This is a genomic window from Pseudomonas sp. RC2C2, from assembly GCF_018390435.1.
Taxonomy (GTDB): Bacteria; Pseudomonadota; Gammaproteobacteria; order Pseudomonadales; family Pseudomonadaceae; genus Aquipseudomonas; species Aquipseudomonas donghuensis.
Map to the genome: position 1 here is coordinate 2588721 of NZ_JAHBAX010000001.1, position 24983 is coordinate 2613703.

At 65.0% G+C, this 24983-nt stretch carries 25 protein-coding genes; 2 read left to right on the forward strand and 23 right to left on the reverse strand.

Annotated features, from left to right (window positions below):
• Positions 1-12: 12 nt before the first annotated feature.
• From KHO53_RS12005 to KHO53_RS12100, 20 genes are read right to left on the reverse strand one after another with little or no spacing between them, the layout of a single operon-like run.
• The gene (locus KHO53_RS12005; protein ID WP_036995405.1) at positions 13-1239 is read right to left on the reverse strand and encodes a beta-ketoacyl-ACP synthase; all 1227 of its coding nucleotides are present in this window, start codon (positions 1237-1239) and stop codon (positions 13-15) included.
• Positions 1239-1967: a 3-oxoacyl-ACP reductase FabG gene (gene fabG, locus KHO53_RS12010; protein WP_010222244.1), complete on the reverse strand. Its 729-nt coding sequence runs from the start codon at positions 1965-1967 to the stop codon at positions 1239-1241. Before fabG ends, KHO53_RS12005 begins: the two co-directional genes overlap by 1 nt.
• Entirely contained in the window at positions 1960-2430 is a 471-nt protein-coding gene (locus KHO53_RS12015; RefSeq protein ID WP_010222245.1) for a hotdog family protein, read from the reverse strand. The genes fabG and KHO53_RS12015 overlap by 8 nt, the downstream gene beginning before the upstream one ends.
• Positions 2427-3626, reverse strand: a complete 1200-nt coding sequence (locus tag KHO53_RS12020) for a beta-ketoacyl-[acyl-carrier-protein] synthase family protein (RefSeq protein WP_010222246.1) — start codon at positions 3624-3626, stop codon at positions 2427-2429. Before KHO53_RS12020 ends, KHO53_RS12015 begins: the two co-directional genes overlap by 4 nt.
• Positions 3623-4108, reverse strand: a complete 486-nt coding sequence (locus KHO53_RS12025) for a hypothetical protein (protein ID WP_010222248.1) — start codon at positions 4106-4108, stop codon at positions 3623-3625. Before KHO53_RS12025 ends, KHO53_RS12020 begins: the two co-directional genes overlap by 4 nt.
• Positions 4105-4839, reverse strand: a complete 735-nt coding sequence (locus tag KHO53_RS12030) for a class I SAM-dependent methyltransferase (RefSeq protein WP_213570340.1) — start codon at positions 4837-4839, stop codon at positions 4105-4107. The genes KHO53_RS12025 and KHO53_RS12030 overlap by 4 nt, the downstream gene beginning before the upstream one ends.
• Positions 4836-6083 carry an NAD(P)/FAD-dependent oxidoreductase gene (locus KHO53_RS12035; RefSeq protein ID WP_036995411.1) on the reverse strand — a complete coding sequence of 416 codons (1248 nt, stop codon included), beginning with the start codon at positions 6081-6083 and terminating at the stop codon, positions 4836-4838. Before KHO53_RS12035 ends, KHO53_RS12030 begins: the two co-directional genes overlap by 4 nt.
• Positions 6070-7230 carry a hypothetical protein gene (locus KHO53_RS12040; RefSeq protein WP_010222251.1) on the reverse strand — a complete coding sequence of 387 codons (1161 nt, stop codon included), beginning with the start codon at positions 7228-7230 and terminating at the stop codon, positions 6070-6072. The genes KHO53_RS12035 and KHO53_RS12040 overlap by 14 nt, the downstream gene beginning before the upstream one ends.
• Positions 7227-9539 carry an MMPL family transporter gene (locus KHO53_RS12045; RefSeq protein ID WP_213570341.1) on the reverse strand — a complete coding sequence of 771 codons (2313 nt, stop codon included), beginning with the start codon at positions 9537-9539 and terminating at the stop codon, positions 7227-7229. Before KHO53_RS12045 ends, KHO53_RS12040 begins: the two co-directional genes overlap by 4 nt.
• Complete coding sequence (locus tag KHO53_RS12050) at positions 9529-10128, reverse strand: outer membrane lipoprotein carrier protein LolA (protein ID WP_100782625.1); 600 nt, start codon at positions 10126-10128, stop codon at positions 9529-9531. Before KHO53_RS12050 ends, KHO53_RS12045 begins: the two co-directional genes overlap by 11 nt.
• Positions 10125-10550 (reverse strand): acyl-CoA thioesterase, encoded by a 426-nt coding sequence (locus KHO53_RS12055; RefSeq protein ID WP_010222254.1) that lies wholly within the window; start codon positions 10548-10550, stop codon positions 10125-10127. Before KHO53_RS12055 ends, KHO53_RS12050 begins: the two co-directional genes overlap by 4 nt.
• Positions 10543-12087, reverse strand: a complete 1545-nt coding sequence (locus KHO53_RS12060; protein WP_026001259.1) for an HAL/PAL/TAL family ammonia-lyase — start codon at positions 12085-12087, stop codon at positions 10543-10545. The genes KHO53_RS12055 and KHO53_RS12060 overlap by 8 nt, the downstream gene beginning before the upstream one ends.
• Positions 12068-13006, reverse strand: coding sequence for a lysophospholipid acyltransferase family protein (locus tag KHO53_RS12065; RefSeq protein ID WP_010222256.1), 939 nt, complete (start codon positions 13004-13006; stop codon positions 12068-12070). The genes KHO53_RS12060 and KHO53_RS12065 overlap by 20 nt, the downstream gene beginning before the upstream one ends.
• Entirely contained in the window at positions 13003-13737 is a 735-nt protein-coding gene (locus tag KHO53_RS12070; protein ID WP_010222257.1) for a glycosyltransferase family 2 protein, read from the reverse strand. The genes KHO53_RS12065 and KHO53_RS12070 overlap by 4 nt, the downstream gene beginning before the upstream one ends.
• Positions 13730-15409 carry an acyl-CoA synthetase family protein gene (locus KHO53_RS12075; RefSeq protein WP_213570342.1) on the reverse strand — a complete coding sequence of 560 codons (1680 nt, stop codon included), beginning with the start codon at positions 15407-15409 and terminating at the stop codon, positions 13730-13732. Before KHO53_RS12075 ends, KHO53_RS12070 begins: the two co-directional genes overlap by 8 nt.
• A complete protein-coding gene (locus KHO53_RS12080; RefSeq protein WP_010222260.1) occupies positions 15406-15951 on the reverse strand; it encodes a COG4648 family protein in 546 nt (181 codons plus the stop codon). The genes KHO53_RS12075 and KHO53_RS12080 overlap by 4 nt, the downstream gene beginning before the upstream one ends.
• Positions 15948-16202: an acyl carrier protein gene (locus KHO53_RS12085; protein WP_010222261.1), complete on the reverse strand. Its 255-nt coding sequence runs from the start codon at positions 16200-16202 to the stop codon at positions 15948-15950. The genes KHO53_RS12080 and KHO53_RS12085 overlap by 4 nt, the downstream gene beginning before the upstream one ends.
• 9 nt (positions 16203-16211) lie before the next feature.
• Positions 16212-16484, reverse strand: coding sequence for a phosphopantetheine-binding protein (locus KHO53_RS12090; RefSeq protein ID WP_010222262.1), 273 nt, complete (start codon positions 16482-16484; stop codon positions 16212-16214).
• Entirely contained in the window at positions 16459-17271 is an 813-nt protein-coding gene (locus KHO53_RS12095) for a lysophospholipid acyltransferase family protein (RefSeq protein WP_010222264.1), read from the reverse strand. The genes KHO53_RS12090 and KHO53_RS12095 overlap by 26 nt, the downstream gene beginning before the upstream one ends.
• Positions 17247-17963, reverse strand: a complete 717-nt coding sequence (locus tag KHO53_RS12100; protein ID WP_036995418.1) for a beta-ketoacyl synthase chain length factor — start codon at positions 17961-17963, stop codon at positions 17247-17249. The genes KHO53_RS12095 and KHO53_RS12100 overlap by 25 nt, the downstream gene beginning before the upstream one ends.
• Positions 17964-18280: 317 nt before the next feature.
• Here KHO53_RS12100 and KHO53_RS12105 point away from each other — a divergent pair, with 317 nt between their 5' ends.
• The gene (locus tag KHO53_RS12105; protein WP_010222266.1) at positions 18281-19054 is read left to right on the forward strand and encodes a ParA family protein; all 774 of its coding nucleotides are present in this window, start codon (positions 18281-18283) and stop codon (positions 19052-19054) included.
• Here KHO53_RS12105 and trxC read toward each other — a convergent pair.
• On the reverse strand, positions 19051-19485 hold the full coding sequence (gene trxC / locus KHO53_RS12110; protein WP_010222267.1) for a thioredoxin TrxC: 435 nt from the start codon (positions 19483-19485) through the stop codon (positions 19051-19053). The two genes, KHO53_RS12105 and trxC, sit on opposite strands and share 4 nt — an antisense overlap.
• Positions 19486-19594: 109 nt before the next feature.
• Between trxC and KHO53_RS12115 the strand changes: the two genes are divergently transcribed.
• Complete coding sequence (locus KHO53_RS12115) at positions 19595-20080, forward strand: DUF4265 domain-containing protein (RefSeq protein WP_213570343.1); 486 nt, start codon at positions 19595-19597, stop codon at positions 20078-20080.
• Between the two features lie 10 nt (positions 20081-20090).
• Here KHO53_RS12115 and selO read toward each other — a convergent pair whose 3' ends face one another.
• Both selO and mscK read right to left on the reverse strand, forming a co-directional pair.
• Entirely contained in the window at positions 20091-21551 is a 1461-nt protein-coding gene (gene selO, locus KHO53_RS12120) for a protein adenylyltransferase SelO (protein ID WP_036995420.1), read from the reverse strand.
• Between the two features lie 58 nt (positions 21552-21609).
• Positions 21610-24960: a mechanosensitive channel MscK gene (gene mscK / locus KHO53_RS12125; protein ID WP_036995421.1), complete on the reverse strand. Its 3351-nt coding sequence runs from the start codon at positions 24958-24960 to the stop codon at positions 21610-21612.
• Positions 24961-24983: the final 23 nt, after the last annotated feature.

Here is a 24983-nt window from a genome sequence, read left to right on the forward strand (position 1 = left end):
GCAGGTTTCAGGTCAGGTCCAGCGACGGAAAATCAGCGAGGTGTTGACCCCGCCAAAAGCGAAGTTGTTGTTCATCACATAGTCGTGACTCATGCTGCGAAACTCGCCGCACAAGTAGTCCAGCTCGCCGCAGCGCGGGTCGATGTGCTCAAGGTTGAGGGTGTGCACATAGCGGTCGCTGTTCATCATCTCGATGCTGAACCAGGACTCCAGCGCGCCGCAAGCGCCCAGGGTGTGGCCGAGGAAGCTTTTTTGCGAGCTGATCGGCATGCGTGGGCCAAACAGGCTGCTGGTGGCCAGGGTTTCGGCGATATCGCCCTGCTCGGTGGCGGTGCCATGACCGTTCACATAGCCGATGGCCTCCGGCGCCAGGTTGGCGTCTTGCAGTGCCAGCTCCATGGCCCGGCGCATGGTCGCCTGCTCCGGGCGAGTCGTGTGCTGGCCGTCGGCGTTACTGCCAAAGCCGACGATCTCGGCGTAGATGTGTGCGCCGCGGGCCTGGGCATGTTCCAGCTCTTCGAGCACCAGCATGCCGCCGCCTTCGCCGATCACCAGGCCGTCGCGGCCGCTGTCGTAAGGGCTGGGGCTGCTGTGCGGGGCATCGTTCTTCAGGCTGGTGGCGTACAGCGCGTCGAAGACCATGGCCTCGGTCGGGCACAGCTCTTCGGCGCCGCCAGCGAGCATCAGCGGCAGGCGGCCGAACTTGATCGCTTCATAGGCGTAGCCGATGCCCTGGCTGCCGCTGGTGCAGGCGCTGGAGGTGGGGATCAGGCGCCCGGTGAGACCGAAGAAAATGCTGATATTGGCTGCCGTGGTGTGCGGCATCATCCGGACATAGGAGTTGGCGTTGAGGCCCTCGGCCACCGAGTTGAGCAGCATGTTGCCAAACGCCTTGATCTCGTCGGTGCTGCCGGTGGACGAACCGCAGGCCACGCCCATGCGCCCATCGCGGATCGACGGGTCATCGAGCAGGCCGGCATCGCGCAGGGCGTTCTGCGCTGCCGCCACGGCCAGGCGCGAGACCCGGCCCATGCTGCGCAGTTGCTTGCGGGTCCAGCCGGCGGGCACCTTGAAGTCATCGATGGGGCCGGCCAAGCGCGTGTTGAGCTCTTCGAAGCGGTCCCATTCGTCCATGCGGCGGATGCCGCTGCGGTTGCTGGCGAAGTTGCCGGCGATGCTCTGCCAGTCGCTGCCCAGCGAGGTGATACCGGCCATGCCGGTGACGACTACACGTTTCATCAGCACAGGCCTCCATTGACTGCCAGCACCTGGCGGGTGATGTAGGCGGCTTCGGCCGACATGAGGAAATTCACTGCGCCGGCGACTTCTTCCGGGGTGCCCATGCGCTGCACCGGGATCATTTTCAGCAGCTCTTCGACCGGCACGTGTTCATCCAGCATGGCCGTGTCGATCAGCCCCGGGGCGACGCAGTTGACGGTGATCTTGCGCTTGCCCAGCTCGATCGCCAGGGCCTTGGCCGCACCGATCACCCCGGCTTTGGAAGCGCTGTAGTTGACCTGGCCGCGGTTGCCGATCATCCCCGAAACCGAGGTGATGCACACAATGCGCCCGGCTTTGCGCCGACGGATCATCGGCATCATCAGCGGGTGCAGAACGTTGTAGAAGCCGTCGAGGTTGGTACGCAGTACCTGGTCCCAGTCTTCTTCAGTGAGGGCCGGGAAGGCGCCGTCGCGGGTCAGGCCGGCGTTGCAGACCACGCCGTAGTAGGCGCCGTGGGTTTCAACGTCATCAGTAAGGATGGCGGCGCAAGCGGCGCGATCGGCAACGTCGAACTGCAGCACGCGGGCTTGCTGGCCCAAGCCCCGGACTTCTTCTGCAACGGCGTCGGCTTCGTTGCGCCCGCTTCGGCAATGCAGGACCAGGTCGAAACCGGCCCGCGCCAGGCGCAGGGCGATGGCCCGGCCTATGCCTCGGCTGGAACCGGTGACCAGGATGGTATCAGTCATGGGGGGACTCCTCTGGGCCCGCTTCGGCCAGGTAACTGGCCGCCTGTGGCGGGCGAAAAACATTCAAACGGGCCGTGGCATGGATGCCCGGGCCACGCAGGTGACACTCGAACACCCCCATGCCGTTGTCGTCTTCGAGCGACCGCAGGGCATGGATGCGCAAGTGGGCACCGGCAGGGAAATGTTCGACATTGCATTCGAATTTACGCGTGCCGAGCAAAAAGCCCAGCGCCACCGCCTGGCCTTGCTGGCGCGCGCGGCAACCGGCGTAGGCGGCCACGCTCTGGGCCATCAGCTCGATGCCGACCCAGGCCGGCAGGCTGCCGTCGGCGCGGTTGAACAGGCCGCCGGGGCGCACGGTCAGGTGGGTATGGATTTGCTCTTCATCGAAGGACTCGACCTGATCGATGAGGATCATGTCGCCGGCATGGGGCAGCAGTTCGGCCAGTGGCCAGGTGATCATGGGGTGTCTCCGAGAATCAGGCTGACGTTGTTGCCACCGAAGGCGAACGAGTTGCTCATCAGGCGTCGCGGGCCCTGGGCCGGCAGGCGCTGGCTGGCATCGACCAGGTTCAGGGCCGGCAGTTGTGGGTCATCCACACCATCCCAGACATGCGGTGGCAAGCGCCCTTCGGTATTGTCGGCGGCCAGGCTCAACCAGCAGAACGCGGCTTCCAGGGCGCCAGCGGCACCCAGGGTATGCCCGGTCATCGGCTTGCTCGATGAGCAGGCCAGCTGGCTGCCAAACAGTTCATGCACGGCCAGGCTTTCCATGGCGTCGTTGTGCCGCGTGGCGGTGCCGTGCAGGTTCAGGTAGTCGATCTGTGCAGGTTGCAGGCGGGCATTGTCCAGCGCTTTGCGCATCGCCTGCAAGGCGCCTTTGCCGCTGGGCTCGGGGGCGGAGATGTGATGCGCGTCCGAGCTGGCACCGGCACCGAGCAGGGCGATGCTGGCGCCTTCGTGGTTGGCTTCGCGGGTCATCAGAAACAGCGCCGCGGCTTCGCCGATGTTGATGCCGTTGCGGTTGACCGAGAACGGGTTGCAGCGCTCGGCGCTGACTGCTTCCAGGGCAGTGAAGCCGTTGAGGGTCAGCTTGCACAGGCTATCCACACCACCGCAGATCACCGCGTCGCACACCCCCAGGTCCAACAGGCGCCGGGCACTCATCAAGGCCCGTGCACTGGAGGTGCAGGCGGTGGAAATCACATAGGCCGGGCCGCTCAGCTGCAGCCAGTCGGCGAGAAAGTTGGCCGGGGCGCTGAGCTCCTGCTGGGCGTAGTCGTAGCTCGGCGGGAACTGCTGCTCACGCAGGTAGTGAGCGATGCTGTCGCTGGCTTCCTTGATGCCCGAGGTGCTGGTGCCCAGGACGATGCCGATGCGCTGGCGGCCAAAGCGGGCGATGGCCGCTTCGATCGCTGCGTCAATCTGCAGGCAGGCGACGTACAGCAGTTGGTTGTTGCGGCTGTGATGGGCCTGCAACGCGGCGGGCAAGCTTGGCAACTCGTCTTGTACGGCCGCCACCGGCAGACCGCGTTGCGGTACCCAGCCGTCCTCCACACGCATGCCTGAGCAGTCGCCGGCAAACAGCCGGCGGGCAACGTCGGCCTGGCCGCGCCCCAGGGCACAGACCAGGCCCAGGGCATTGAGATAAGCGGTCATGGCGTGTTCTCGCTGGGTAGTGGGCTGACTAGATAACGCAGGCCCCGGTCGAGGTTCAAGGTGAAGTCGTCGGCTTGTCGGTAGTCGACGCGCCAGCGTTCACCCAGCCAGCGCTGCTGGCCTAGCTGGCGGGCGCCGGGATAGAGCTGTTGCAGCTGTTCGGCAGGGGTCAGGGCGAACAGCAGGGCAGCGAACAGTTCGCGGGCCGCCGGGTTGGGCGGTAGCAGGCCGTCGGCTTGCCACTGGCCTTGATCGAGCAACTGCCGGGCTTGCGGAATACCCAGCAGATCCAGCAGCGACCAGCGCAGGTTGGTGTCCTCGCGCTGGATCACCAGCAACCAGTCCTGTCGCTGCCCGGCCTGTTCGCGCTGGATGTGCAACTGCAGCGGCAGGCTCAGCGGCGGTAACTGCACGGGCAGCGGTGCACGGCTGGCGCAGGCGCTCAGCAGGGCGAAGGCGAGGATCAGCAACAGGCGTTTCATGCACTCGGCTCGGCTGGGTTCAAGGGTTTGCGGGCGACCACGTTGACCAGGGTCTCTTCGCGCTGGCCGACCGGTGGCGGCTTGCACAGGCCAAAGCGTTCGAGCAGGCCGAAGTCGCTGGAACGGCTCCACCACAGGTACGGGTAAGAGACATTCTGCGCGCCAAATTCGAAACCCTGGTCGCGGAGCATCTGCAGGTACTGTTCGGCACTTTTCTGCACGTGCATGGGGTGGCGGAACAGCCAGCGAATCACCCAGGTGTCGATGTAGGCCTCGGTGGACTCGGCAAACAGCAGGTAGCCACCGGGCTTGAGTACCCGGTAGAACTCGGCCAGGGCTTTTTCCTGCTCGACCAGGTGGTGGAAGGTCTGGTGGCAGAAGAGGATATCGACGCTGCTGTCGGCAAACTGCAACGCCGCGCAGTCACTGCCGCGCAGCTCGACGTTCAGGCCCAGGCGGCCGGCCTCGGCCTGGCTCAGTTCAAGGCTGTGCGGGTCGGCGTCGGTACCCAGCAACCGGGCGGGGGCGAACACCCGCTGCAGGTACTGGAACGACTTGCCCTGGCCGCAGCCGGCATCGAGCAGCACGGGGGCACGGGGTGGTGCCTGGTCGAACAGCCGGCGCAGGTCGTTGATCGCTACGCGCAGCACATGATGCTGCCAGGTATGGCTGCGCAGGAACCAGAAGCCGAAACGGGTTTCCTCGACGTAGCTGTCGCTGAGGAATTTCATGCCGGCGTCCTGGCACAGACTTCGGCGAGCATGCGCAGGCGCCGCTTGGGTTCGGCCACGAACGGGTTGCGTTGGTCCCAGGCGTAGCCGGCCAGGATCGAGCTGATCATCGCGCGGATTTCCGGCGAGCTGGCCGGGTGGTAGATGACGTCCTGGAAGCTGCCGTTGTACCAGCCTTCAACGTAGGCGCGGAAAGTGTCGACGCCACGCTTGAGCGGCTCGGCGAACTCGCTCTGCCAATCGACGCCTTCGCCCTGCAACTGGCGGTGCAGGACGCCGGCGGCCATGCTCGCCGAGCGCATGGCGATGGTCACCCCGGAGGAGAACACCGGGTCGAGGAATTCTGCGGCGTTGCCGAGCAAGGCGAAGCCCGGGCCGTGCAGGGTCTTGACGTTGGCCGAGTAGCCGCCGATGGTCCGCGCCGGGGTGTCCCACACGGCGTTGGCCAGGACCTTGGCCAGGCTTGGGGTCTGGGCGACGAAGTCCTTCAGGCAGGCATCCAGGTCGGCCGGCGCGGCGGCAAAGTGCTCGGCGGCGGCGACCACCCCCAGGGAGCAGCGGCCGTTGCTGAACGGAATGGTCCAGAACCAGATATCCCGGTGCTGCGGATGGGTGGTGATGAGGATCTTTTCCCGGTCGAAGGCCGGGTGGTCGATGCGGTCTTCGATATGCGTGAATACCGCCTGGCGCACCGGGAAGTTCGACGGTGCTTCCAGGTCCAGCAGGCGCGGCAGCACGCGGCCATAGCCGCTGGCATCGAGGACGAATGCGGCTTCGATGCAGTACTCACTGCCATCCAGGCGGCGCACGCGCACTTGCGGGCGCGGGCGCTCGAAGTCGGCGGCGATGATCTCTTCTTCGTAGCGGATTTCAACGCCCTGGGCCTCGGCCTGGTCGGCCAGCAGCTGGTCGAACTGGGCGCGTTGAACCTGGAAGGTGCTCGGCTTGCCATTGCTGAAGGTGTCGCCGAAATCGAAGGCGCTGTACTCATCGCCCCAGGCGAAGGCCGCGCCGTTCTTGCGCTGGAAACCCGCCGCTTCAAGGGCCGGGAGCATGCCGGCTTCTTCGACGAAGTCGATGCAATGCGACAACAGGCTTTCGCCGATGGAAAAACGCGGGAAGCGCTGGCGCTCGATGATCAGCACGTCGTGGCCGTTGCGCTTGAGCAAGGCCCCGGCGATGGCGCCGGACGGGCCGGCGCCGATAATCAATACCTGCCGTTGTTGCAGTTCAGGGTTCGGCATAAGGCCTCCTTGCCGGTTGGGCAGTCTTCAATGGAATCCGGTGCAGGCCGGCCAGCGCGGGCATCAGCGTGGCGACCAGGCTCATCAGCATCAGCGCGAAGTACAGCGCCGGGCTGATCAACTGTTGTTGCAGCAGCAGGTTGAGAAAGACGATCTCGCTCAAGCCGCGAATATTGAGCAGCAGGCTTTCCCGCCATTTGCTCGCGCCGGCGAACGACGGCGTCGCCCAGCACAGGCCCAGCCAGTTGCCGAGCAGCTTGCTGACGATCGGCAACAGCAGCAGGGCACTCAACTGGATGGCATCGAAGCCCAGTAGCACGTTGTGGACATCGATCTGGATGATGCCGAAGGTCAGGATCAGCGGGATCGCAATGCCGTTCTGCAGGCGTTTTATCCACAGGTCCGATAACGGCATGCGCAGCGGCAACTTGAGCCAGGCCAGGCAGCACAGGTAGCCGATGCCGAAGATCAGCGCGTTGAGCCGGTAGTGTTCGGCGACGAACAGCAGGCCGAAAAAGCCCAGGCTGTAGACCCAGGGCCGACGCACACCGAGGGCGTACAGCGGCAACGGCAGGCAGGCAGCGAGCAGCGGCAGTAACAGGCTCACGGGTTCGAGGCTGCCCTTGCCGAGGCCGAACAGCAGCCAGCAGGTCAGGTCGATGAGGATCGCCGACTGCATCAGCCGGCGGGTTGCGGCGGGTGGGTAGTCGATGTTGCGCAGGTACAGGTAGAGCACCGGGATGGCGGTGATGGCGAAAACCAGGCCGAGGGCCAGGGTGGTCAGCCAGGGCTGCTCGGGCAGCAACAACGCGCCACAGGCCAGGCCACAGGCAAAGGGCACGAGGAAGCTCGGCAGGGCGATCTTCAGGCTCTGGCGGTCGACGTTCAGCTCCACGACGTCAGCAAGAATATGCCCCAGCAGCAGGGCAAAACTCAGGCCATACAGGGTTTTCAGCCAGGCCGGTGCCACCAGCGCGGCGCCGCTGAGCTGCAAGTGGGGCTCGACCCAGAACAACATCAGCAGTGGCAGGCCGAGGGTTGCCAGCAGCAACTGGCTGACAATCGGGATCAGCCCCAGGCGCCGGCCGAGCTCACTGACGATCCAGAACAACACCAGGGCCAGGGCCCAGAGCAACGCGATACTCATGCCGCCTGTTCCTTGTGCCCGGTGGCCGCCCAGGGTGCGAGGACAAAACTGAAGGCCAGGCCCAGGCTGACCGCCAGGCCGAAATTGCTCACCGCCGGAGTGCTCGACACTGCCAGCAGGCCGAACGACAACCAGGTGGTGGTGGCTGCGAGCAGGGTGCCGAGCAGGCTGACGGCGGCGCCGCCGATCTGCTCGTGCATGAGGATCGCGTAGTCGACGCTGATGGCGGTCACCAGCAGCAGGCCGAACAGGCTGAACAGGGTCAGCGGCTGGCCCAGCCAGCCCAGGCAAGCCAGGCTGCACAGCGCGGCGAGCAACGGCAGGGCGACGATGCGCAGGGCGCCGCCGAGGCCAAACGGCAGGATCAGCAGCACCACGATCAGCGCGCACGACAACAGCTTGAGCTCGGCGGCGCTGACCTGGGTGGCGGCGAACACCCGGTTGAGGTCACCGAGGCGCTCCACCAGTTGCACGCCGTCGAGATCGTCGGCCTGCAGGCGCAGCAACGCCGGATCGTTCAAGCCTTGCAGGCTGACGATGGCGGCGACGCCCTGGCCGTCCGCACCCAGCCACAAGGTGCGCCAGGGTTCGCCCAGCGGGCCGCTGAGGGCGTGATCGATGTCGAGGGTAGGCAGTGCCTGGACTTTCGCCAGTTCAGCCTGTAACGCGCTTTGCGGCACGCCCAGGGCCAGCAGCGGTTGTAGCGGCAGGCTGCCCAGCGCGTCGCGTGCCTGTTGCTGCTCGGTTGGGCTGGCGACCAGTTGGCTGAGGGCCATGTAGCCCTTGAGCTTGTCGGTTTCGACCAGCTCGTCCAGGCGTGTGCCGAGGCTTTGCAGGCGTGCCAGCAGTTGGCTCTGGTCGGCGCCGCGCACCAGGTAGAACTGGCTGGTGGGTTGGTAGCCGGTAATGCGCGCCACGGCCTGGGCTTCTTCGAGCAATTGCGGCGGGCTGCCGACCCACTGGCGGATATCGTTGCGGCTGTCCAGCTGCCACAGGCCCGCAGCGCAGAACAGCATCAGCAGGCCGAGCAGGATGGCGCTTGGCACCTTGTTCAGCAGTTTCTGACGCAGGTCCACCAGCCACTGGGCAATGCCCAACGGCCATTGCGCAGGCTGCAGCTCGATACCTTTGAGCAGTGCCGGCAGCAGGCACACGGCGCTGAGGTAGGCGCCGAGCAGGCCGGCGGCGGAAAACACGGCAATCTGGGTCAGCGCCGGGAACGGCGTGAAGGCCAGTGCCAGGTAGCCGATGCAACTGGTGGCCAGGCTCAGGCTCAGGCCCGGCAAGGTCAGCCGCAAAGCCGGCCAGGCTCGCCAGGGACGCAGGCTCCAGCTTTTCGACAGGTAGTGCAGCGGGTAGTCGACGGCCACGCCGATCAGGCTCGAGCCGAGCACCAGGGTCATCACGTGCATCTGGCCGAACAGCGCCACGCAGGCCACCGCACCAAACAGCATGCCGACCAGCACCGGAACGAAGGCCAGCAGTACCCGCAGGCGGCGGAACGCCAGCAGCAACAGCAGCAGGATGCCGACCGTGGCGCCGCCGCCGACCCAGGTGATCTCCTGGCTGGCCTGGCGCTGGCCGTTGGCCGCATACAGCAAGCCACTGGCGGCCAGCAGGCGGGCGCCGTGCTGCCCGGCTTCAACCCGGCTGCTGGCGAGCAGGTCGGCGACTTGCAGGGGCAGTTGCATATCGAACGCATTGCCCAGGGTGCGGGCACGCAGCAGCACCCAGTACTGCCCGTCCGCTTCAGCCACCAGCGCGCCGCTGGCGGTGTCCAGTTGCACCGCGGCAGGACGTGGCTGGCTGTTCTGGATGCGTCCGGTCAGGCCCAGCCAGTCGTCCTGGCTCGGCACCAGGCTAAAGCCGGCAAAGGGGTCGTAGAGGTTTTGTACGCGTTGCTCGATAAAGCCTTGCGGGTTGTCGACCAGGCTGTTGCGGTCGGCGCGCGAGAGCATCGCCAGGCGCCCTTGCAGCAGCTGCTCGCGCAACGCCTGCAGGTCGGTCTGCAGGCTCCACTGAACCTTCTCGAACACGCCGCTGGCCTGCCATTGCTCAGCCAGGCGCTGGGCCAGGGCGATGGCCTGCTCACGCTGGGGATGGCCGACCAGCACCAGCATTTCGCGGTTCAGCGGCTCCTGCATGCGCTGCTCGGCGCGCTGCACCAGCGGGTCCTGGGTGGCGCCGGGCACCAGCGTCATCAGGTCTGCAGACAAAGGCGCAGCGCGGTGCCACTGCCACCCCGCGAGGGCCAGCACGGCGATCAACAACAGTAAAAACAGTCGTGGCAACAGGCGCTCACTCGGCAAAATCGCGGCGCTCCGTGTCGGTCAGGCTGGCGCTGCTGCTCGCTGGCATGCGCAGTACCGTGCTATCGCCCTGGGTTTCCAGCAACTGGATGCGTTCGACATAGCGTCCGCCATCGATATCGATCTGGCTGAACACCTGCTTGAGCAGTAGCGAACGCGGGGTCAGGCGCAGCTGCCAGTGCTTGGCATCGCCTTGCAGGCTCAGCTCGAAGTCACGCTGCAGGCCACTGCTGTCGCCTTGCAGCACGGCAAAGAACAGGCGGTTCTGCTCGGCGCCGGCGCTCTTGCCCGGCAGCATCTGCCAGCCGGACGGGTCGCGGCGGGCGATGCCCTGGGCGTTGAGGCGGTAGTCCTGCTTGAGCGGCGTTTGCAGCAGCCACAGCAGGCCATGGTCACGGGCCAGAACGAACTGGCCTTTGCTGACCAGCGGCTGCGGCAGGGCGCGCAGGTGTTTTTCCTGGATGAACGGACCCTTGATGACCGCAGGTTCGCCCAGTTGCTTGCTCAGCTCATCGAGGCCAAAGGCTTGGGCCAGCGTGCAACTGGCAAGCAGGCCGATGCACAGCAGGCTACGCAATAGCGTTTTCATTTGAGCACCTGGTTCACTGCGTCGAGCATCACCTGTGGCGACGCCAGTTGCATCTCGCCGCTGGCGATGTCGACGGCGACCTGCACGGAACTGGCGCGGGTCATGCGTTCGCCGGTGGCGGCATCGCTGATCAGGTAGTTGATCTTAAGCCGGTTCTCCCACTCCACCAGGCTGGCGCGCACGTTCAGGCGCTGGCCGAAGGTGGCGCCGCGCACATAGCGCAACTGCAGGTCGATCACCGGCCAGGCAAAGCCCGAGGCCTGCATCTGCAGGTAGTTGTGTTCGAGGCGGTCGAGCAACGCGCAGCGCGCTACCTCGAGGTATTTGACGTAATGGCCGTGCCAGACCACCAGCATGCTGTCGACATCGAAGAATGGCACCAGCACTTCGGTATCAACGTGCAGCACTCCCTGACTACGCATGCAGCCTCCAGTGTTGTTCGGCAATACGGCTCAGGCACCGGCGCAGATCGCTTTCCAGCGCGCGGTCTTCGATCACCGGGGCGAAATCTTCGAGCAACGCTGCATGCATCTCGGCCAGGGCCGGCGGCAGGTCGCGGGCGTCGGCTTCGCGGCTGCGCAGCCAGACGCCCTGGTTGGCGGCCAGCAGGGTGGCGGCGGCGACCTGTTCGGTCAGCTCCAGCACCCGCAGGGCATCGCGGGCGGCGATGGTGCCCATGCTCACCTTGTCCTGGTTGTGGCATTCGGTGGAGCGCGAGAACACGCTGGCCGGCATGGTGTTTTTCAGGGCTTCGGCGGTCCAGGCGCTGGCGCCGATCTGCACGGCCTTGAAGCCGTGGTTGAGCATCGCCCGCTCGGCGCTGGCGCCCGACAGGTTGCTCGCCAGGCCGTGGTTGTAGCGCACGTCGACCAGCAGGGCGAGCTGGCGGTCGAGCAGGTCGGCAACGTTGGCCACCAGGTTCTTCAGGCTGTCCATGGCGAAGGCGATATGGCCACCATAAAAGTGCCCGCCGTGCAGCACGCGTTCGGCTTCGGCGTCGATGATCGGGTTGTCGTTGGCGCTGTTCAGTTCGGTCTCGATAAAACCACGCAGCCAGCCCAGGCTGTCGGCCAGCACGCCCAGCACATGCGGAGCGCAGCGCAGCGAGTAGCGGTCCTGCAGGCGGTGCAGCGGCGCAGTCGGCGCGTCGATGGCCAGGTCCTGGCGCAACCAGGCGGCCACCTGCATCTGCCCCGGGTGCGGCTTGGCGGCGAACAGGCGCTCGTCGAAGTGCTCCGGGTTGCCTTGCAGGGCAACCACGTTCAGCGCGGTGATGCGCGTGGCGAGTTTGAGCAGGTAATCGGCACGGGCGAACGCCAGGCAGGCCAGGCCGGTCATTACCGCAGTGCCGTTCATCAGCGCCAGGGCTTCCTTGGGCCGCAGCACCAGCGGCTGCCAGCCCAGCTCACGGTGTACGTCAGCGGCGCTGCGGCGCTCGCCGCGGTACATGACTTCGCGCTCGCCGGACAGGGTTGCGGCAACGTAGGACAGCGGCGTCAGGTCGCCGCTGGCACCCACCGAACCTTCCTGGGGAATCAACGGCAGGATGTCATGGGCGAGAAACGCCTGCAGGCGCTCCAGCAACTCGATGCGCACGCCAGAGACGCCGTGGCACAGCGACTGCAAGCGGGCGGCTAGCACCGCGCGGGTGGCCGGCGCATCCAGCAACTGGCCCAGGCCGCAGCCATGGAAAGTGTACAGGTGCTTGGGCAGGGCCTCGACATGCTCCAGCGGCACTGCCACCACGCACGAGTCGCCGTAGCCGGTGGTCACCCCGTAGATCACCCCTTCCTTGTCCAGCAGCGAGTCGAGGAACTGCGCGCCACGGGCAATCCGCGCGCGGTATTCGCTGTCGTCCTGCAGGCGGGTTTCGGCCTGGCGGTGGGCCAGGGCGAGGACGTCTTCGATTGCCAACGGCAGCGCGCCGAAGGTCACGGGCTTATGCGGATGCATCGTCATCGGTCTTCCAGAAAGGGTAGAAATTGAACCATTGCTGCGGCGCTTGCAGGCAATAGTGGCCCAGGCGTTCGGCGTAGCGCCCGGCCCAGTCGGCGATCACCTGATCGCGCTGGCCGCGGCGCCACTCGATGGCCTGGGCGAAGGGTTCGAGGATCACCTGGTAGCGGCCTTGCTGCTTGAGGCAGAAGAACAGGTTGAGCCGGCACTTGAGCAGCCCGGCCAGCAGCCACGGGCCCTGCGGGAAGGCGGCGCGGTGGCCGAGGAAATCCACTTCGACCGTGCGCGCACCATGCAGCGGCACGCGGTCGCCGGCAATCGCCAGCCATTCGCCGCGGTCCAGGCGCTGGCTCAGTTGCAGCATGATCGCCGGGTCCAGCTCGCTGACCTGGATCAGCCGCAGGTTGCTCGCCCCCGATTCACCCAGCAGGCGATTGAAGCGCTCGGCGTGCTTGGTATGCACCAGCACGTTCATGGTCACTTGCTCGCCAAGCTCGGCCAGGGCGCGGCAGACTTCAAGGTTGCCCAGGTGCGCACCCACCAGCAGCTGCCCGCGCTCGGCGCGTAGCTGGGTGTGCAGTTTGCCCGGGTCGACGATCTCGATCTGCTCCAGGCGCAGCTTGCCGTTCCACACATCGAGCTTGTCCAGCAGGGCATCGGCGAAGGCCATGAACTGGCCGAACACCCGACGGTGGCTGGGGCGCAGACGGGGTTGCCCGCTCCAGTCGGCCAGGCGCCGCTGGTATTGCCAGATGCTCTGCCGGGCGCGGCGACCGAACAGGAAGAAGTACAGGACGATGGCATACAGCACCGGGCTGAGCAGGCGCCGGCCGAGCAGCTTGATGCCCAAGGCGGTCAGTTTCATCAGCCAGAAGCTGCCGCGCTCCTGGTGTGCGGCCCAGTGTTGTTCGCGACTGCTCATGCCTGCCACCGCCGCCAGAGGATTGCCGGGGCGCGCAGCAACATGCCGAAGAACAGCTTGGTGTGCATCTTCGAGATCAGCGCGTTGTCGTGGAACAGGCGAAAGTGCGACAGGCCATCGGCCGGGTAATGCACTTTGGTCGGCAGCCAGCGCATCGGCTGGTTGCGCCAGGCCAGGCGGACGAGGATCTCCGGGTCGAAGTCCATGCGCTTGCCGAGGTTCACCGCGTCGATCAGCGCCAGGGTCGGTGGCAGCGGATAGACCCGAAAACCGCACATCGAATCGGGAATCTGCAGCGACAGGCTGTTGATCCACACCCATACATGGGTCAGGTAGCGCGCGTACAGACGGCCTTTGGGCACGCTGGCGTCGTACTGTGGATAACCGCAGATCAGCGCCTGTGGATAAGCCTGCGACTGTTCGAGAAAGCGGCTGACATCGGCCAGGTCATGCTGGCCGTCGGCGTCCACCTGCAAGGCATGGCTGAAGCCCAGGCGCGCGGCTTCGCGCAGGCCGGCCATGACTGCGCCGCCCTTGCCCTGGTTGACCTGCAGTTGCACCAGGAACACCTGCTGGTGCTCGGCCAACTGGCGCAGCACGGTGGCGCAGGCCGGGCTGCTGGCATCATCGACCAATACGCAGGGCAGGCCGGCGGCGAGCAGGTCGGCAACCACCGCGGGCACGGCCAGTTCGTGGTTGTACACCGGGATTACCGCACAGGGCTTATTCACCGATGGCCTCCAGCACAATGCGGCCACTGGAGCAGGGCACCCCGGCGTTGCTGTAGGCGAAGTACAACTTGCCGCGCTCGGCATCGAAACGCAGGGTCAGCTGCAGCGGGTCGCCAGGGCGCACCAGTTGCTGGAATTTCAGCACTTCCATGCCGGCGAACTGGCGCGGCCGGTCGAGCAATTGTTGTCCCAGGGCCAGCGCCCAGTCGACCTGGACCACGCCTGGCAGCACCGGGGTCTGCGGGAAGTGACCGTTGAAATAGGCCAGGTCCGCCGACACTGCCAGTTGTAGCTGCAGCTCGCCATCCACCTCGGCCTGGCTGAGCACTTCCGGGCCTTTCGGCCGGGGCGCCAGCAACAGGGCTTGGAGTTCGGCCTGGGGCAGTTTGCCCTGGGCGTTGAACGGCAATTGCCGCAGCAGGCGCCAGCGCCGGGGCAGGGCCAGGGCTTCGCAGTGCTGGCTGAGGTGCTGACGCAAGCCTTCGGTGAGCGCGCGGCGGCCCTGGTTGCGCAAGGCGTACAGGCCAACAGCGCTGAGCACCAGCAGGGCGCCGAGGCTGGCGCGGTTTTCCTGGATCACGCCCAGGCGCGCGTCCTCGACCCAGGCGTGCTCGATCAGGGCCTGCTCCAGCATCGGCAGGGAGATGCGTTTTTCTTCCAGTTTGACGATGCGGTCCAGGCGCCCGAGCAAACGAAAACGCCCATCAGCAGCAAACTCGACGGCATCGGCGCTTTGTTCGATATGACCGGGCGGCAGGTAAGGCGATTCAATGCGCAGTGCACCGTCCTGGTTCTGGCTCAGGCGCACCTCGGCAAATGGCTGCCACAGGCTGTCGCCTTGACGCCAGGCGATGCCGCCGGTTTCCGAGCTGCCAAGAATTTCCGTTGGCCATTGCTGCAGGCGCTGGTGCAAGGCCTGGGCGGCGCTGGCCGGCAGTTCGCCGCCGGAGGAAAACACCCGGCGCACCGGGCTCAACGCTGGCCAGTCGAGGTTGTCGCCCATGCGCTTGAGCAGCGCCGGGCTGGCCACCCAGGCAAAGGCCGGGTGCTCGCGGCTGGCGCGCTGCAGGTCTTCCGGGAAGGGCAACTGGCGACGCACGAACGGGCGCCCGGCGCACAGCGGCCAGAGCACGCGAAACAGCAAGCCATAGATATGCTGGGTGGCGACACTGCCGATGATGCAGGCAGCGCCCAGGTCCTTGCCCCACAGCTGTTCCAGGGCCTGCACCTCATTGGCCAGCTGGCGCAGGCTCTTGTCGATGCGCTTGGGTTCACCGCTGGAGCCGGAGGTGCACAGGCTCAACCGGCACTGGTCCAGATTCAGGTCGGCGGCGGCCAGCGGCGCTTCGAACAGGGCCTCCAGCGTGGTGTCTTGTGGCTGATCGCTCAGCCACAGCTCGACCTCGCCGCGCCAGCGCTGGCGGGTCTGGGCTTGCAGGTCGGCAGGCAGCAGCACCTGCACGCCGGCACGCCAGGCGCCGAGCAGGGCGACGGCCAGCTGTGCGGCGTCTTCCAGGTGCACGGCAATGCGCTTCACGCCACGCAGCTGGAGGCCGGCGGCCACTTGCAGGGCTTGCTGGCACAGGCTCGCGTGGTCCAGCGCCGGGGCGAAGCTCACCGTGCGCGGCGCATCGGCCGGGTGCAGCAGTTGCTCAAGGGCAATCCATTTCATGAGCGTCCTCGCACGCGTTGTCTTATCAGCCATTCAATGGCAAACAGCAGGCCCATCAGCCCGTAGGCGATCAGGCCGTTGTACAGGGTCCACCAGCTCAGCGGCGCCCACAGGGTCAGGGCGGCGGCGACCAGGCCGTTGGCCAGGAAGAACAGGCTCCAGACCTTGGTCACCTGGCGCGTGTAGTGGATCGCCACGGCAGGCAGTTCCGGCTCACGCAGCCGCGCCAGGCGCTCGGCCACCGGCGGGCCGAATTTCAGGCTCAGGCCAAACAGGCCGAGCATGAACGCGCTGATCAGCACCGGGTACCAACGCAGCAGCTGCGGGCTGTTGAACAGCGCCAGCAACGCGCAGAAGGCAATCGCGGCTACGGCCATCCAGTGCCCGCCGGGCCGCCTCGGTTCGCTCAAGGCGCGCGCCAGCCACAGGCCGCCGAGCAACAGGCCGAACTGCCAGGGGGCAAAGTGGGCCATGCCAAAATGCACCGCAAAGGGGTACAGCAGACCGGCCAGCAGCAGGCCGAGGCCGATCAGGCGTTTCATGCCGCAGAGTTGACCAGGCGGTACACCGCCTCGACCACGTCATTGACGGTACGTACGGCCTTGAATTCGTCGGCGGCGATTTTCTTGCCGGTCTGGCGCTTGATGTGATCGATCAGGTCGACGGCGTCGATGCTGTCGATTTCCAGGTCCTGGTACAGGTTCGACTCCAGGCTGATGCTGGCCGGATCCAGTTCGAACAGTTCGACCAGGGCGTCGCGCAGGGTGTTGAAAATGTCTTCGCGGGTTTGCATGGTGCTGTCTCAGGCTGCCTGTTTAGCGGTGACGAAAGCCGCAAGGCTGGCCACGCTGGTGAAATGGTTACGGGTGTCCTTGGCATCGGCGTCGATCTTGATGCCGTACTTCTTCTGGATCGCCAGGCCGAGTTCGAGGGCGTCCACCGAATCCAGGCCCAGGCCTTCGCCAAACAGGGTCTGCTCGTCGCCGATGTCCTGGGCGCTGATGTCTTCCAGGCCCAGGGCGTCGATGATCAACAGCTTGATGTCGTGGTTAAGGGTGTTCTGTGGATCGCTCATCTTCGGCGAGCTCCTTGGTGAAGTGCTGATGCAGGTGTTCATTGAGTTTGCGCGAGGCCTGCGGGGCAGGGCCTTGTGCGGCGAAGGCCTGCGGGTCGATGTCGGCACCGACCTGCAAGTTGAAATGCACCCGGCGCTGGGGTATGCGGTACCAGGGTTCGGCCTTGGTCAAGGTGCTGGGGGCGACCTTGATGGTGACCGGGGTGATGATGTTCGCACCGCGCAGGGCAATGGCCGCCGCGCCGCGATGAAAGGCAGGCGGCTGGCCGGGTTGGGTGCGCGTGCCTTCGGGGAAGATGATCAGGGTTTGGCCGCCTTGCAGCGCCGCCACGGCGCTGTCGAGCATGTCCATGCTGCCGTCGTTGCTGATGTACTCGGCCGAGCGCACCGGGCCACGGGTGCACGGGTTGTGCCAGAGACTTTGCTTGACCACGCAATTGGCCTGGCGCACCAGGCCGATGAGAAACACCACATCGATCAGCGACGGGTGGTTGGCGATGATCATCTGCCCCGGGCGGCCGAGCTTTTCGGCGCCCTTGATTTCATAGGTGAGCACGCCGCTGGCGGCCATGAAGCGAATGAAGCGCCAGAACAGCCAGCTGATGGTGTGCCGGGCGCGCTGGCGATGGCGTGCGGCATCGCCGGGCAGGCCGGCCAGCAGCGGGAAGACCAGCAGGCGCAGGCACAGGCCGCCGACGCCGAACAGCAGAAAGCTGACGGCGGTAGCGAGCAGGCGCCAGTAATAGGCGTCGCGCGGTCTGCTTATGGCTTGCGTTGCCAGTTCCATGTGCGGCTCTTCCAGGTGTGGGTACAAGTGCTGTCGCCCTTGAGCAGGCAACGCAACCAGCTCAAGGCATGGGGTTCGCTCGAAGGTACAGCGCCGACGTTATCGCCAAGGTGCAGTTGCCATTCATCGCCTGGTGTCAGGAGCAGGCCCAGCGCATAGGCGAAGGGCACGTCATCAATCCTCGGGCCGTAAGCCGCGGGCGGCTGCTCTTCAGTAACAATCAGCAGCACCGCCGGAGCGCCTTCGCCCAGCAGGCAAGCAGCTTCCAGCACACCCTGTTCGAAACCGTCACCGGCAGCAGCCAGGGCGGTCATCTCACTGGTTTCGCCCCGCATGATCGACCACAAGCCAATCACCGCGTTGTGTACCGACAGGCTGAATTGGGTTGGCGACAGCGGTTGCTCATTGGCCAGGTCGCTGAGGATCTCGAAGGTACGCGGGGTTTCGCCATGCCGGGAAACGAACACCAGCGGCACATCCTGCAAACCCTCGGCCAGCGGCCAGCCCACGGCAAAGGCCATGCGCGCCAGGCGGCTCAGGCGACGACGCTGCATGGCTGGTAAAAACGACACATCCGGTGCCTGTTCAGCCTCTGCCGGCAAGTGCTTTGCCTGGCTCCAGGCCTGCCAATCGGCAGCCGTCTGCAGGCCTGGTGCCCACGCGCGCCACTGGCTGATATTGAATGTGATCACTTTGTTGTACTTCCCGCCCTGAGGGACTTCCTTGCCGAGGGAGTAACTCGCAACAACGACCTGACAGGGGTGTGGCGCAATCGCCGAGTGGCGCGCATTATCCCGGTGCTGTCGGCGTGTAGCAAATGCTGGTTACAAATACTCCGGCTTGAAACAGACCTCGATTGTTCAGCTTCGTCAGATCAGTCAGGTTTTTCCCGACCAACGGAGGTTATGGGTTGTCGGTCGATTCCTCGTCAACTTGAGCCCAACGGTGCTGGTCAAGCGAACCCTTCGCACACATACTCGGTCATCCCCAGACACACGGAGGTCATTCCATGCGGCGCGTGGTGTTCAATCAGAAAGGTGGCGTCGGCAAGTCGAGCATTGCCTGCAACCTGGCAGCGGTGAGTGCCAATGAAGGCTATCGAACCCTGTTGATCGACCTGGATGCCCAGGCCAACTCGACCCAGTACCTTACCGGCCTTACCGGCGAGGACATTCCCATGGGCATTGCCGACTTTTTCAAGCAGACCCTGTCTTCCGGGCCGTTTGCGAAAAAGAACAAGGTCGATATCTACGAAACACCGTTCGACAACCTGCATGTGGTGACCGCCACCGCCGAGCTGGCTGACCTGCAGCCCAAGCTTGAGGCCAAGCACAAGATCAACAAGCTGCGCAAACTGCTGGATGAGCTGGACGAGGACTATGACCGGATTTACCTGGATACTCCGCCAGCGCTTAACTTCTATGCTGTTTCTGCGTTGATCGCGGCTGATCGAGTGTTGATCCCCTTCGATTGCGACAGTTTCTCGCGCCAGGCGCTGTACGGGCTGCTGGCCGAGATCGACGAGCTCAAGGACGATCACAACGAAGAACTGCGGGTCGAAGGCATTGTCGTCAACCAGTTCCAGGCCCGCGCCAGCCTGCCCCAGCAGATGCTTGACGAGTTGATCGCCGAGGGGCTGCCGGTGCTGCCGGTATACCTCAACAGCTCGGTGAAGATGCGTGAATCACACCAGGCCAGCCTGCCGCTGATTCATCTGGAGCCGCGGCACAAGCTGACCCAGCAGTTCGTTGAACTGCACGCCCTGCTCGAAGAAGGCGTCTAGACGCCCTGGCTGCGCAACCATTCCAGCAGTTGCTGGAGTGGGAATGCACCGCTCTGGCGCGCCACTTCCCGGCCGTTTCTGAGCAGGATCAGGCTGGGAATCGAACGAATCCCCAATTGCCCGGCCAGTTGCTGGTTGGCCTCGCTGTCCAGCTTGGCCAGGCGGCAGCGCCCGCTGAGCTGGCTGGCCGCCTGCGCGAAGATCGGCGCAAACGACTTGCATGGCCCGCACCAATCGGCCCAGACATCGATCAGCAACGGCAGGTCGCCCTTGATCTGGCTGGCGTAGTCGCCCTGTTTCAAATCAAACGGCGTGCTCAGCAGGACCGGGTTCTTGCAGCGGCCGCATTTCGGGCTGTCGCCAAGGCGTTCGCCGGGGATGCGGTTGAGGCCGTTGCAGTGGGGGCAGGGGATGAGTAGTGGATCAGTCATGAAAGCTCCGAGAGTTGCGACCGGTCTGCGGTCGTTCGCGGGTTACGCCCGCACCTACATGTTGAATGGTTTAGCATGTACGCCTTGTACACAGGCCATGGAGTGCCCGATGGATTGCCAGCATTCAGCGCATATCCGCATTTTTGTCGATTCCCGATCCAATGGCGAACCGGTATTCGAGAGCGTGCCGGTCCGTCAGATCGATGCGAATACCTTTGAGCTGCTGTCGTCACCAGGGTTGGCCCTCGACTTGGCGCGTGGCGATACCATCCGTATCAACCACCCGGACCAGCGCGCCGAAGTGCTGCAGCGGGGTGGCAACTTCTGCATTCATATCTATGCCGACGACTTGCCCCAGGGGGCTGTCGACACACTGCAAGACGAAGTGCAGACGCTGCTCGGCGGTTCTCTGGATGGTCGCTACAAGGGCAACCTGACCCTGGCCATCCCCGCGCGTAACGGTTTTGCAGCCATCCGTGAAGTGTTCGACCGCTTTCGCCAGAGCACCGGCGTCGAGTGGTATTACGCCAACATCTACCGCAACCTCGACGATGACGAGGACGAAACCCTGCTCGACTGGTGGCTCGACAGCTGAGGCGCAGGCCTTAGGACGAGCAGCTGATTTCCAGGTGCTTGCCCCACTCCGGTGGCCGCTGGGCGTAGGCTTGCATCCCCGCTTGCTCCTCGAACGGTTTGCTCAGCACCTGGTGCAGGCGGCGAACTTCCTCGTAGTCGCCACCCTCGGCCGCCTCGATGGCGCGCTGGGCCAGGTAGTTGCGCAGGATGTACAGCGGGTTGACCGCATGCATGCGCGCGCGGCGGCCTTCGGCGTTGCCGGGCTCGCGCTGCAGGCGTGCCAGGTAATCGGCTGACCACAGGTCGAAACCGGCCAAGTCGATGAAGTCGTCACGCACTACCTGCAGCGCCTGCTCAGCAGGCTGGTCGCCGAGCTGGCGGAAGAACAGGGTGTAGTCCACCGCGCCCGGTTGCATCAGTTGCAACAGGCGTTCGATCAGCAGCTTGTCGCCGTCTTCCGCGCGGGTCAGGCCCAGACGCCGACGCATCAGGTCCAGGTAATGGGCCTCGTACAACGGCAGGAACAGCCCCAGGGTTTCCTTCAGCGCTTCGACGCTGATGAACGGCGTCAGGGCCTGGGCCAGGGCGCTGAGGTTCCAGTGGGCGATGGGCACCTGATTGCTGTAGCTGTAGCGGCCCTGGTCATCGGAGTGATTGCAGATGAAGTTGGCGTCGAAGTCGTCGAGGAAGGCAAAGGGGCCGAAGTCGAAGGTGATGCCCAGGATCGACATGTTGTCGGTGTTCATCACGCCGTGGCAGAAGCCGTAAGCCTGCCAGCGGGCAATCAGCTCGGCGTTGCGCTCGACAATGGTGCGGAACATCGCCAGGTACGGTTCCGGCGCGTCGCGGCACTCGGCGAAATGCGTATTGAGCACATGCTCGGCAAGCATGCGCTGCTGCTCGGGCTGGCGGGTGTAATAGAAATACTCGAAATGACCGAAGCGTACATGGCTCGGCGCCAGGCGCAACAGCATGGCCGCGCGCTCCTGGGTTTCGCGCCAGACCGGCGTACTTGAGCCGATCACGCACAGCGCCCGGCTGCTGGGGATGCCCAGGGCTGGCAGGGCTTCGGAGGCAAGGAATTCGCGGATCGAGGAGCGCAGTACCGCGCGGCCATCGCCCATACGCGAATACGGCGTCTGCCCGGCGCCCTTGAGGTGCAGGTCCCAGGATTGGCCGGCGTCATTGCGCACTTCGCCCAGCAACAGGCCACGGCCATCGCCCAGGCGTGGGTTGTAGGAGCCGAACTGATGCCCGGAATAGACCATCGCCCGCGGCTCGGCCTCGGCCCACAGTTTGTGGCCGCCGAACAGTTCGGCAAAGACCGGGGAATAGGCTTCGGTTGGTTCCAGGTCGAGCAACGCCATGGCCGCTTCGCTGGCGATCACCAGGCGCGGTTCGGCAATCGGCTCGGGCAGTACCGAAGTAGAAAAGGCGTCGCCCAGGCGGGCGAAACGGTTATCGAACGTCAGTTCGTCGAGGGCTTTCAACGGCCATCTCCTGGAGAAAACCTGAGTATTCTGCAAGGGTATGGCCGCTGGCGTCCAGTCAGGCCGGTTTGCCTGGCGCTTCGTCAGCGGGCTTGCCGCTGTTGTTGGCGGTTGGCAGCACGGTCTTGTCCAGGCTTTCTACCGGGACCATCTTGTACTCCTGGCCCTGCATGTTCTTCAGGTAGATCTCCATCTGCCGGAAGGAGATGTTGATGTGCTGCCGCTTGAACTCTTTGTTGATGTAGCGGTTGATCTCGTCGAGTACCGGGTTGCGGTCGCCCAGGTCGCGTACGTGCATGCGCAGTTCATGGTCCAGGGTGCTTTCGCCGAAGTTGAGGAAATAGACGATCGGCGCCGGTTCCTTGAGTACCCGTGGGTTGTCGTTGGCGGCCTTGAGCAGCAGGGTGCGCACCAGGTCGAGGTCCGAGCCGTAGTCGACGCCGAGCTTGAGGGTCACCCGGGTGATGGTGTCGGTCAGCGACCAGTTGATCAGTTGCCCGGTGATGAAGGTCTTGTTCGGGACAATAATGTCCTTGCGGTCGAAGTCGGTGATGGTGGTGGCGCGAATGCGGATCTTGCTCACCGTGCCGGAGAGGTTGCCGATGGTGATGGTGTCGCCGATCCGTACCGGGCGCTCGAACAGGATCATGATCCCGGAGATGAAGTTGGCGAAGATCTCCTGCATGCCGAAGCCCAGGCCCACCGACAGTGCGGCCACCAGCCATTGCAGCTTGTCCCAGCTGACGCCCAAGGCTGACAGGGTAGAGACGAAGCCGACCCCGGCAATCACGTAGGACAGCAACGTGGTGGTGGCGTAGGCGCTGCCCTGGGCCAGGTTCAGGCGTGATAGCACCAGCACTTCCAGCAGGCCAGGCAAGTTGCCGGCCAGGGCAACGGTGATGCCGATGATCACCAGTGCGCCCAGCAGGTCGCGCAGGCTGATCGGCACCATGCTCATGGATGCGCCGGTGCCGCTGGTGTACTCGTACAGGGTGATGTTGTCGAGGTAGGCGAACACGCTGATCAGGTCCGACCAGACCCAGTACAGGGCGGCGATGAAGCCGCCGAGCAGGGCCAGGCGAATCAGTCGCAGGGACTGCTGGTTGACCTGTTCGATGTCCAGGGTCGGCTCTTCGACCAGCACTTCGCCATCCAGGCCTTCCTTGGCCGCCTGGCGCTTGCTCAGCGCCCGCTGGTAGGCCAGGCGCCGGGCGGCCACGGCCAGGCCGCGGACGAAGGCGGCTTCGATCACCAGCCAGAACATCAGCAGGTACAGGGTATCGATCAGGCGGTCGGTGAGCTTGAGCGCGGTGTAGTAATAGCCAAAGCACACGGCGATGAACAGCGCCACCGGCAGCGCGGTGAAGGCCACGCCCACGGCCTTGCGAAACAGCGAGGTGTTGCGGTGGGTGGGGCTGCTCAGCAGCAGGCGGCTGAGCAGCCAGGCCATCAGCGCATAGCAGGTCAGCACCACGCCGATGCCGAGCACGTCTTCAGCCAGCGCCGAGGGTTGATGCTCGGCCACCGCCACCACCCCGACCAGGGCCAGGACCACGGTGCCGAGGCGGCGGATCCAGCCACGGAGGAATTCGACCTGGGGCTTTTCCCAGCGAAAGTGCAGTTCGGCCACGCCGCCCGGGGCGAGTATCCGGTAGGCGGTGTAGAACACCAGCCAGGCCTGGGCCACCTGGAACAGCGCCGAGGCGAGGTTGGCGTTCTGCCCGCGGGCGTCGACCTGCAGGGCATAGCCGCACAGGGCCAGGCCCAGGCTCAGGGGCATGGCCAGGAGAATATTGACCAGGATGGCCTGGGGCGTGTGCCACTGGCTGTCACGCTTGAAGTGGCCGACATCCTGATGAACCTTGGTCAGGCGCGCATACAGGTACTTGCGCCGCCACAGCAGGGCGCCGATCAGCAACAGCAAGGGCAGGAACAGCAACGGGCGCTGGGCCAGGCCGTCGGTCAGCTCCCGCAGGCCCGACCCCCAGGGCAGGCTGACCACCTGTTTCTGCAGGCGCTCGGGCACGCTGCGCAGCCATTCCAGGTCCAGCGGCTTGTTGCTGGGGATCCAGAACATCTGCTCATCAAGGGTTGCACGCAGGTTCTGCGCGGTGCTGAACAGTTGCTTCTGGTTCAACTGCAGAGTGATTGATTCGTTGAGCAGCGCGCTCAGTTCACGGTTCAGGCGTTCGAGCAGGTCGCTGCGAGTGATCGCCACTTCCAGCAAGGCCTTGCGCAATTGCGGGGTGACGGTCTCGGGTGGTTGTGCGGTGAGCAGCTTGTCGACATAGCTGCTCGGGCTGCTGATCTGCTCGCGCTGCTGGTTGATCTCGAACTGGTACAGGCGGATGTCGGCGATCTGGTCGGCCAGGTCGCGGTCGAGCTTCAGGTGCGGCAGCGCCTGCTTTTGCTTGTAGAGGATCTTCGACAACAGCAGGCTGCCCTTGAGCACGCTGATCTGCTCGTCCAGAGCCTGGTCGCTCTGGGTCAGGCTGTCCAACTGCTGCTTGGTCTTGAGGTTCTGCTGGGTCAGGTCGTTGAGGCTGTCGGTGCTGCGCAGCAGGTAGTCGGAGAGCTTGAGGTTGGCGGCGCTTTCGGTGGCCAGCAGGGTGCTGCCGCCAGCTTTCTGCGCTTCGATCGACTGTTCGGTGACGGTTTGCTGGGACTGGGCCAGACGCTTCTGGTTGATCAGCGTCTGCAGGTCCTGGATTTCCTGTTCCAGGCGCGCGGCGCGCTCGATCAGCAGGTCATGCTGGCTGTTGCCCAGGTCTTGCAGCAGGCTGTTGCCGGCCAGTTCCTGGCGGCGCAGCAGGGTCAGGGCGTTGAGCGCGGCCAGTTCGGCGTTGAGCTGGTTGCGCTGGTCGGCGCTGAGCGGCTTGCCGCCGTCCTTGCCGATCTTCAGGCTGGTGTTGATCTGCTGGGTGCGGGTCTGGTTGGCGCTGATTTCTGCCTGGGCCCGTTCGGGCCGGGTCTGCGCGGTGATGGTCAGGCTGTTGGCCTCGGACAGCGCTTTTTGCAGTTCGCCCTGCTCGGTGGTGCGCTCGGCCAGCAATTGCTCCAGCTGCGGCACGCTGGAGGCGGCGTAGCGCTGGGTGACCGGGATCACCTTGCTGTCCTTGAGTTTGGCCAGCTCGCGCTGGTTTTCGCTGGTCTGGCGCGGCGCGTCGTTGAGCTGGTGCTTGAGCGCGGTGAGCTTCTTCTCGCTGTCCTCTTTGTTGCCGAGGAAGGCCAGGGTCTTTTCGAGCACCTGCTGCAGGGCTTTCTGTTCGGCCTCGGGCAGCTTGCGTTCGGTGATCTTGTCCAGGCTTTGCTGGATCGCTGCCGTGGTTGGCGGTTCAGCCGCCCACACCGGGGAGAAGGACAGGCACAGCCCGATCAGGGCTGCGCTTAACAACGTGCGCAGGGACATAGGCAGAAAATTCGTACAGGCAG

Excerpts from the sequence above, each read along its gene's own strand:
- KHO53_RS12005 (WP_036995405.1), bottom strand. The coding sequence starts at position 1,239 with ATGAAACGTGTAGTCGTCACCGGCATGGCCGGTATCACCTCGCTGGGC.
- fabG (WP_010222244.1), bottom strand. The coding sequence starts at position 1,967 with ATGACTGATACCATCCTGGTCACCGGTTCCAGCCGAGGCATAGGCCGG.
- KHO53_RS12015 (WP_010222245.1), bottom strand. The coding sequence starts at position 2,430 with ATGATCACCTGGCCACTGGCCGAACTGCTGCCCCATGCCGGCGACATG.
- KHO53_RS12020 (WP_010222246.1), bottom strand. The coding sequence starts at position 3,626 with ATGACCGCTTATCTCAATGCCCTGGGCCTGGTCTGTGCCCTGGGGCGC.
- KHO53_RS12025 (WP_010222248.1), bottom strand. The coding sequence starts at position 4,108 with ATGAAACGCCTGTTGCTGATCCTCGCCTTCGCCCTGCTGAGCGCCTGC.
- KHO53_RS12030 (WP_213570340.1), bottom strand. The coding sequence starts at position 4,839 with ATGAAATTCCTCAGCGACAGCTACGTCGAGGAAACCCGTTTCGGCTTC.
- KHO53_RS12035 (WP_036995411.1), bottom strand. The coding sequence starts at position 6,083 with ATGCCGAACCCTGAACTGCAACAACGGCAGGTATTGATTATCGGCGCC.
- KHO53_RS12040 (WP_010222251.1), bottom strand. The coding sequence starts at position 7,230 with ATGAGTATCGCGTTGCTCTGGGCCCTGGCCCTGGTGTTGTTCTGGATC.
- KHO53_RS12050 (WP_100782625.1), bottom strand. The coding sequence starts at position 10,128 with ATGAAAACGCTATTGCGTAGCCTGCTGTGCATCGGCCTGCTTGCCAGT.
- KHO53_RS12055 (WP_010222254.1), bottom strand. The coding sequence starts at position 10,550 with ATGCGTAGTCAGGGAGTGCTGCACGTTGATACCGAAGTGCTGGTGCCA.
- KHO53_RS12060 (WP_026001259.1), bottom strand. The coding sequence starts at position 12,087 with ATGACGATGCATCCGCATAAGCCCGTGACCTTCGGCGCGCTGCCGTTG.
- KHO53_RS12065 (WP_010222256.1), bottom strand. The coding sequence starts at position 13,006 with ATGAGCAGTCGCGAACAACACTGGGCCGCACACCAGGAGCGCGGCAGC.
- KHO53_RS12075 (WP_213570342.1), bottom strand. The coding sequence starts at position 15,409 with ATGAAATGGATTGCCCTTGAGCAACTGCTGCACCCGGCCGATGCGCCG.
- KHO53_RS12080 (WP_010222260.1), bottom strand. The coding sequence starts at position 15,951 with ATGAAACGCCTGATCGGCCTCGGCCTGCTGCTGGCCGGTCTGCTGTAC.
- KHO53_RS12085 (WP_010222261.1), bottom strand. The coding sequence starts at position 16,202 with ATGCAAACCCGCGAAGACATTTTCAACACCCTGCGCGACGCCCTGGTC.
- KHO53_RS12090 (WP_010222262.1), bottom strand. The coding sequence starts at position 16,484 with ATGAGCGATCCACAGAACACCCTTAACCACGACATCAAGCTGTTGATC.
- KHO53_RS12095 (WP_010222264.1), bottom strand. The coding sequence starts at position 17,271 with ATGGAACTGGCAACGCAAGCCATAAGCAGACCGCGCGACGCCTATTAC.
- KHO53_RS12105 (WP_010222266.1), top strand. The coding sequence starts at position 18,281 with ATGCGGCGCGTGGTGTTCAATCAGAAAGGTGGCGTCGGCAAGTCGAGC.
- trxC (WP_010222267.1), bottom strand. The coding sequence starts at position 19,485 with ATGACTGATCCACTACTCATCCCCTGCCCCCACTGCAACGGCCTCAAC.
- KHO53_RS12115 (WP_213570343.1), top strand. The coding sequence starts at position 19,595 with ATGGATTGCCAGCATTCAGCGCATATCCGCATTTTTGTCGATTCCCGA.
- mscK (WP_036995421.1), bottom strand. The coding sequence starts at position 24,960 with ATGTCCCTGCGCACGTTGTTAAGCGCAGCCCTGATCGGGCTGTGCCTG.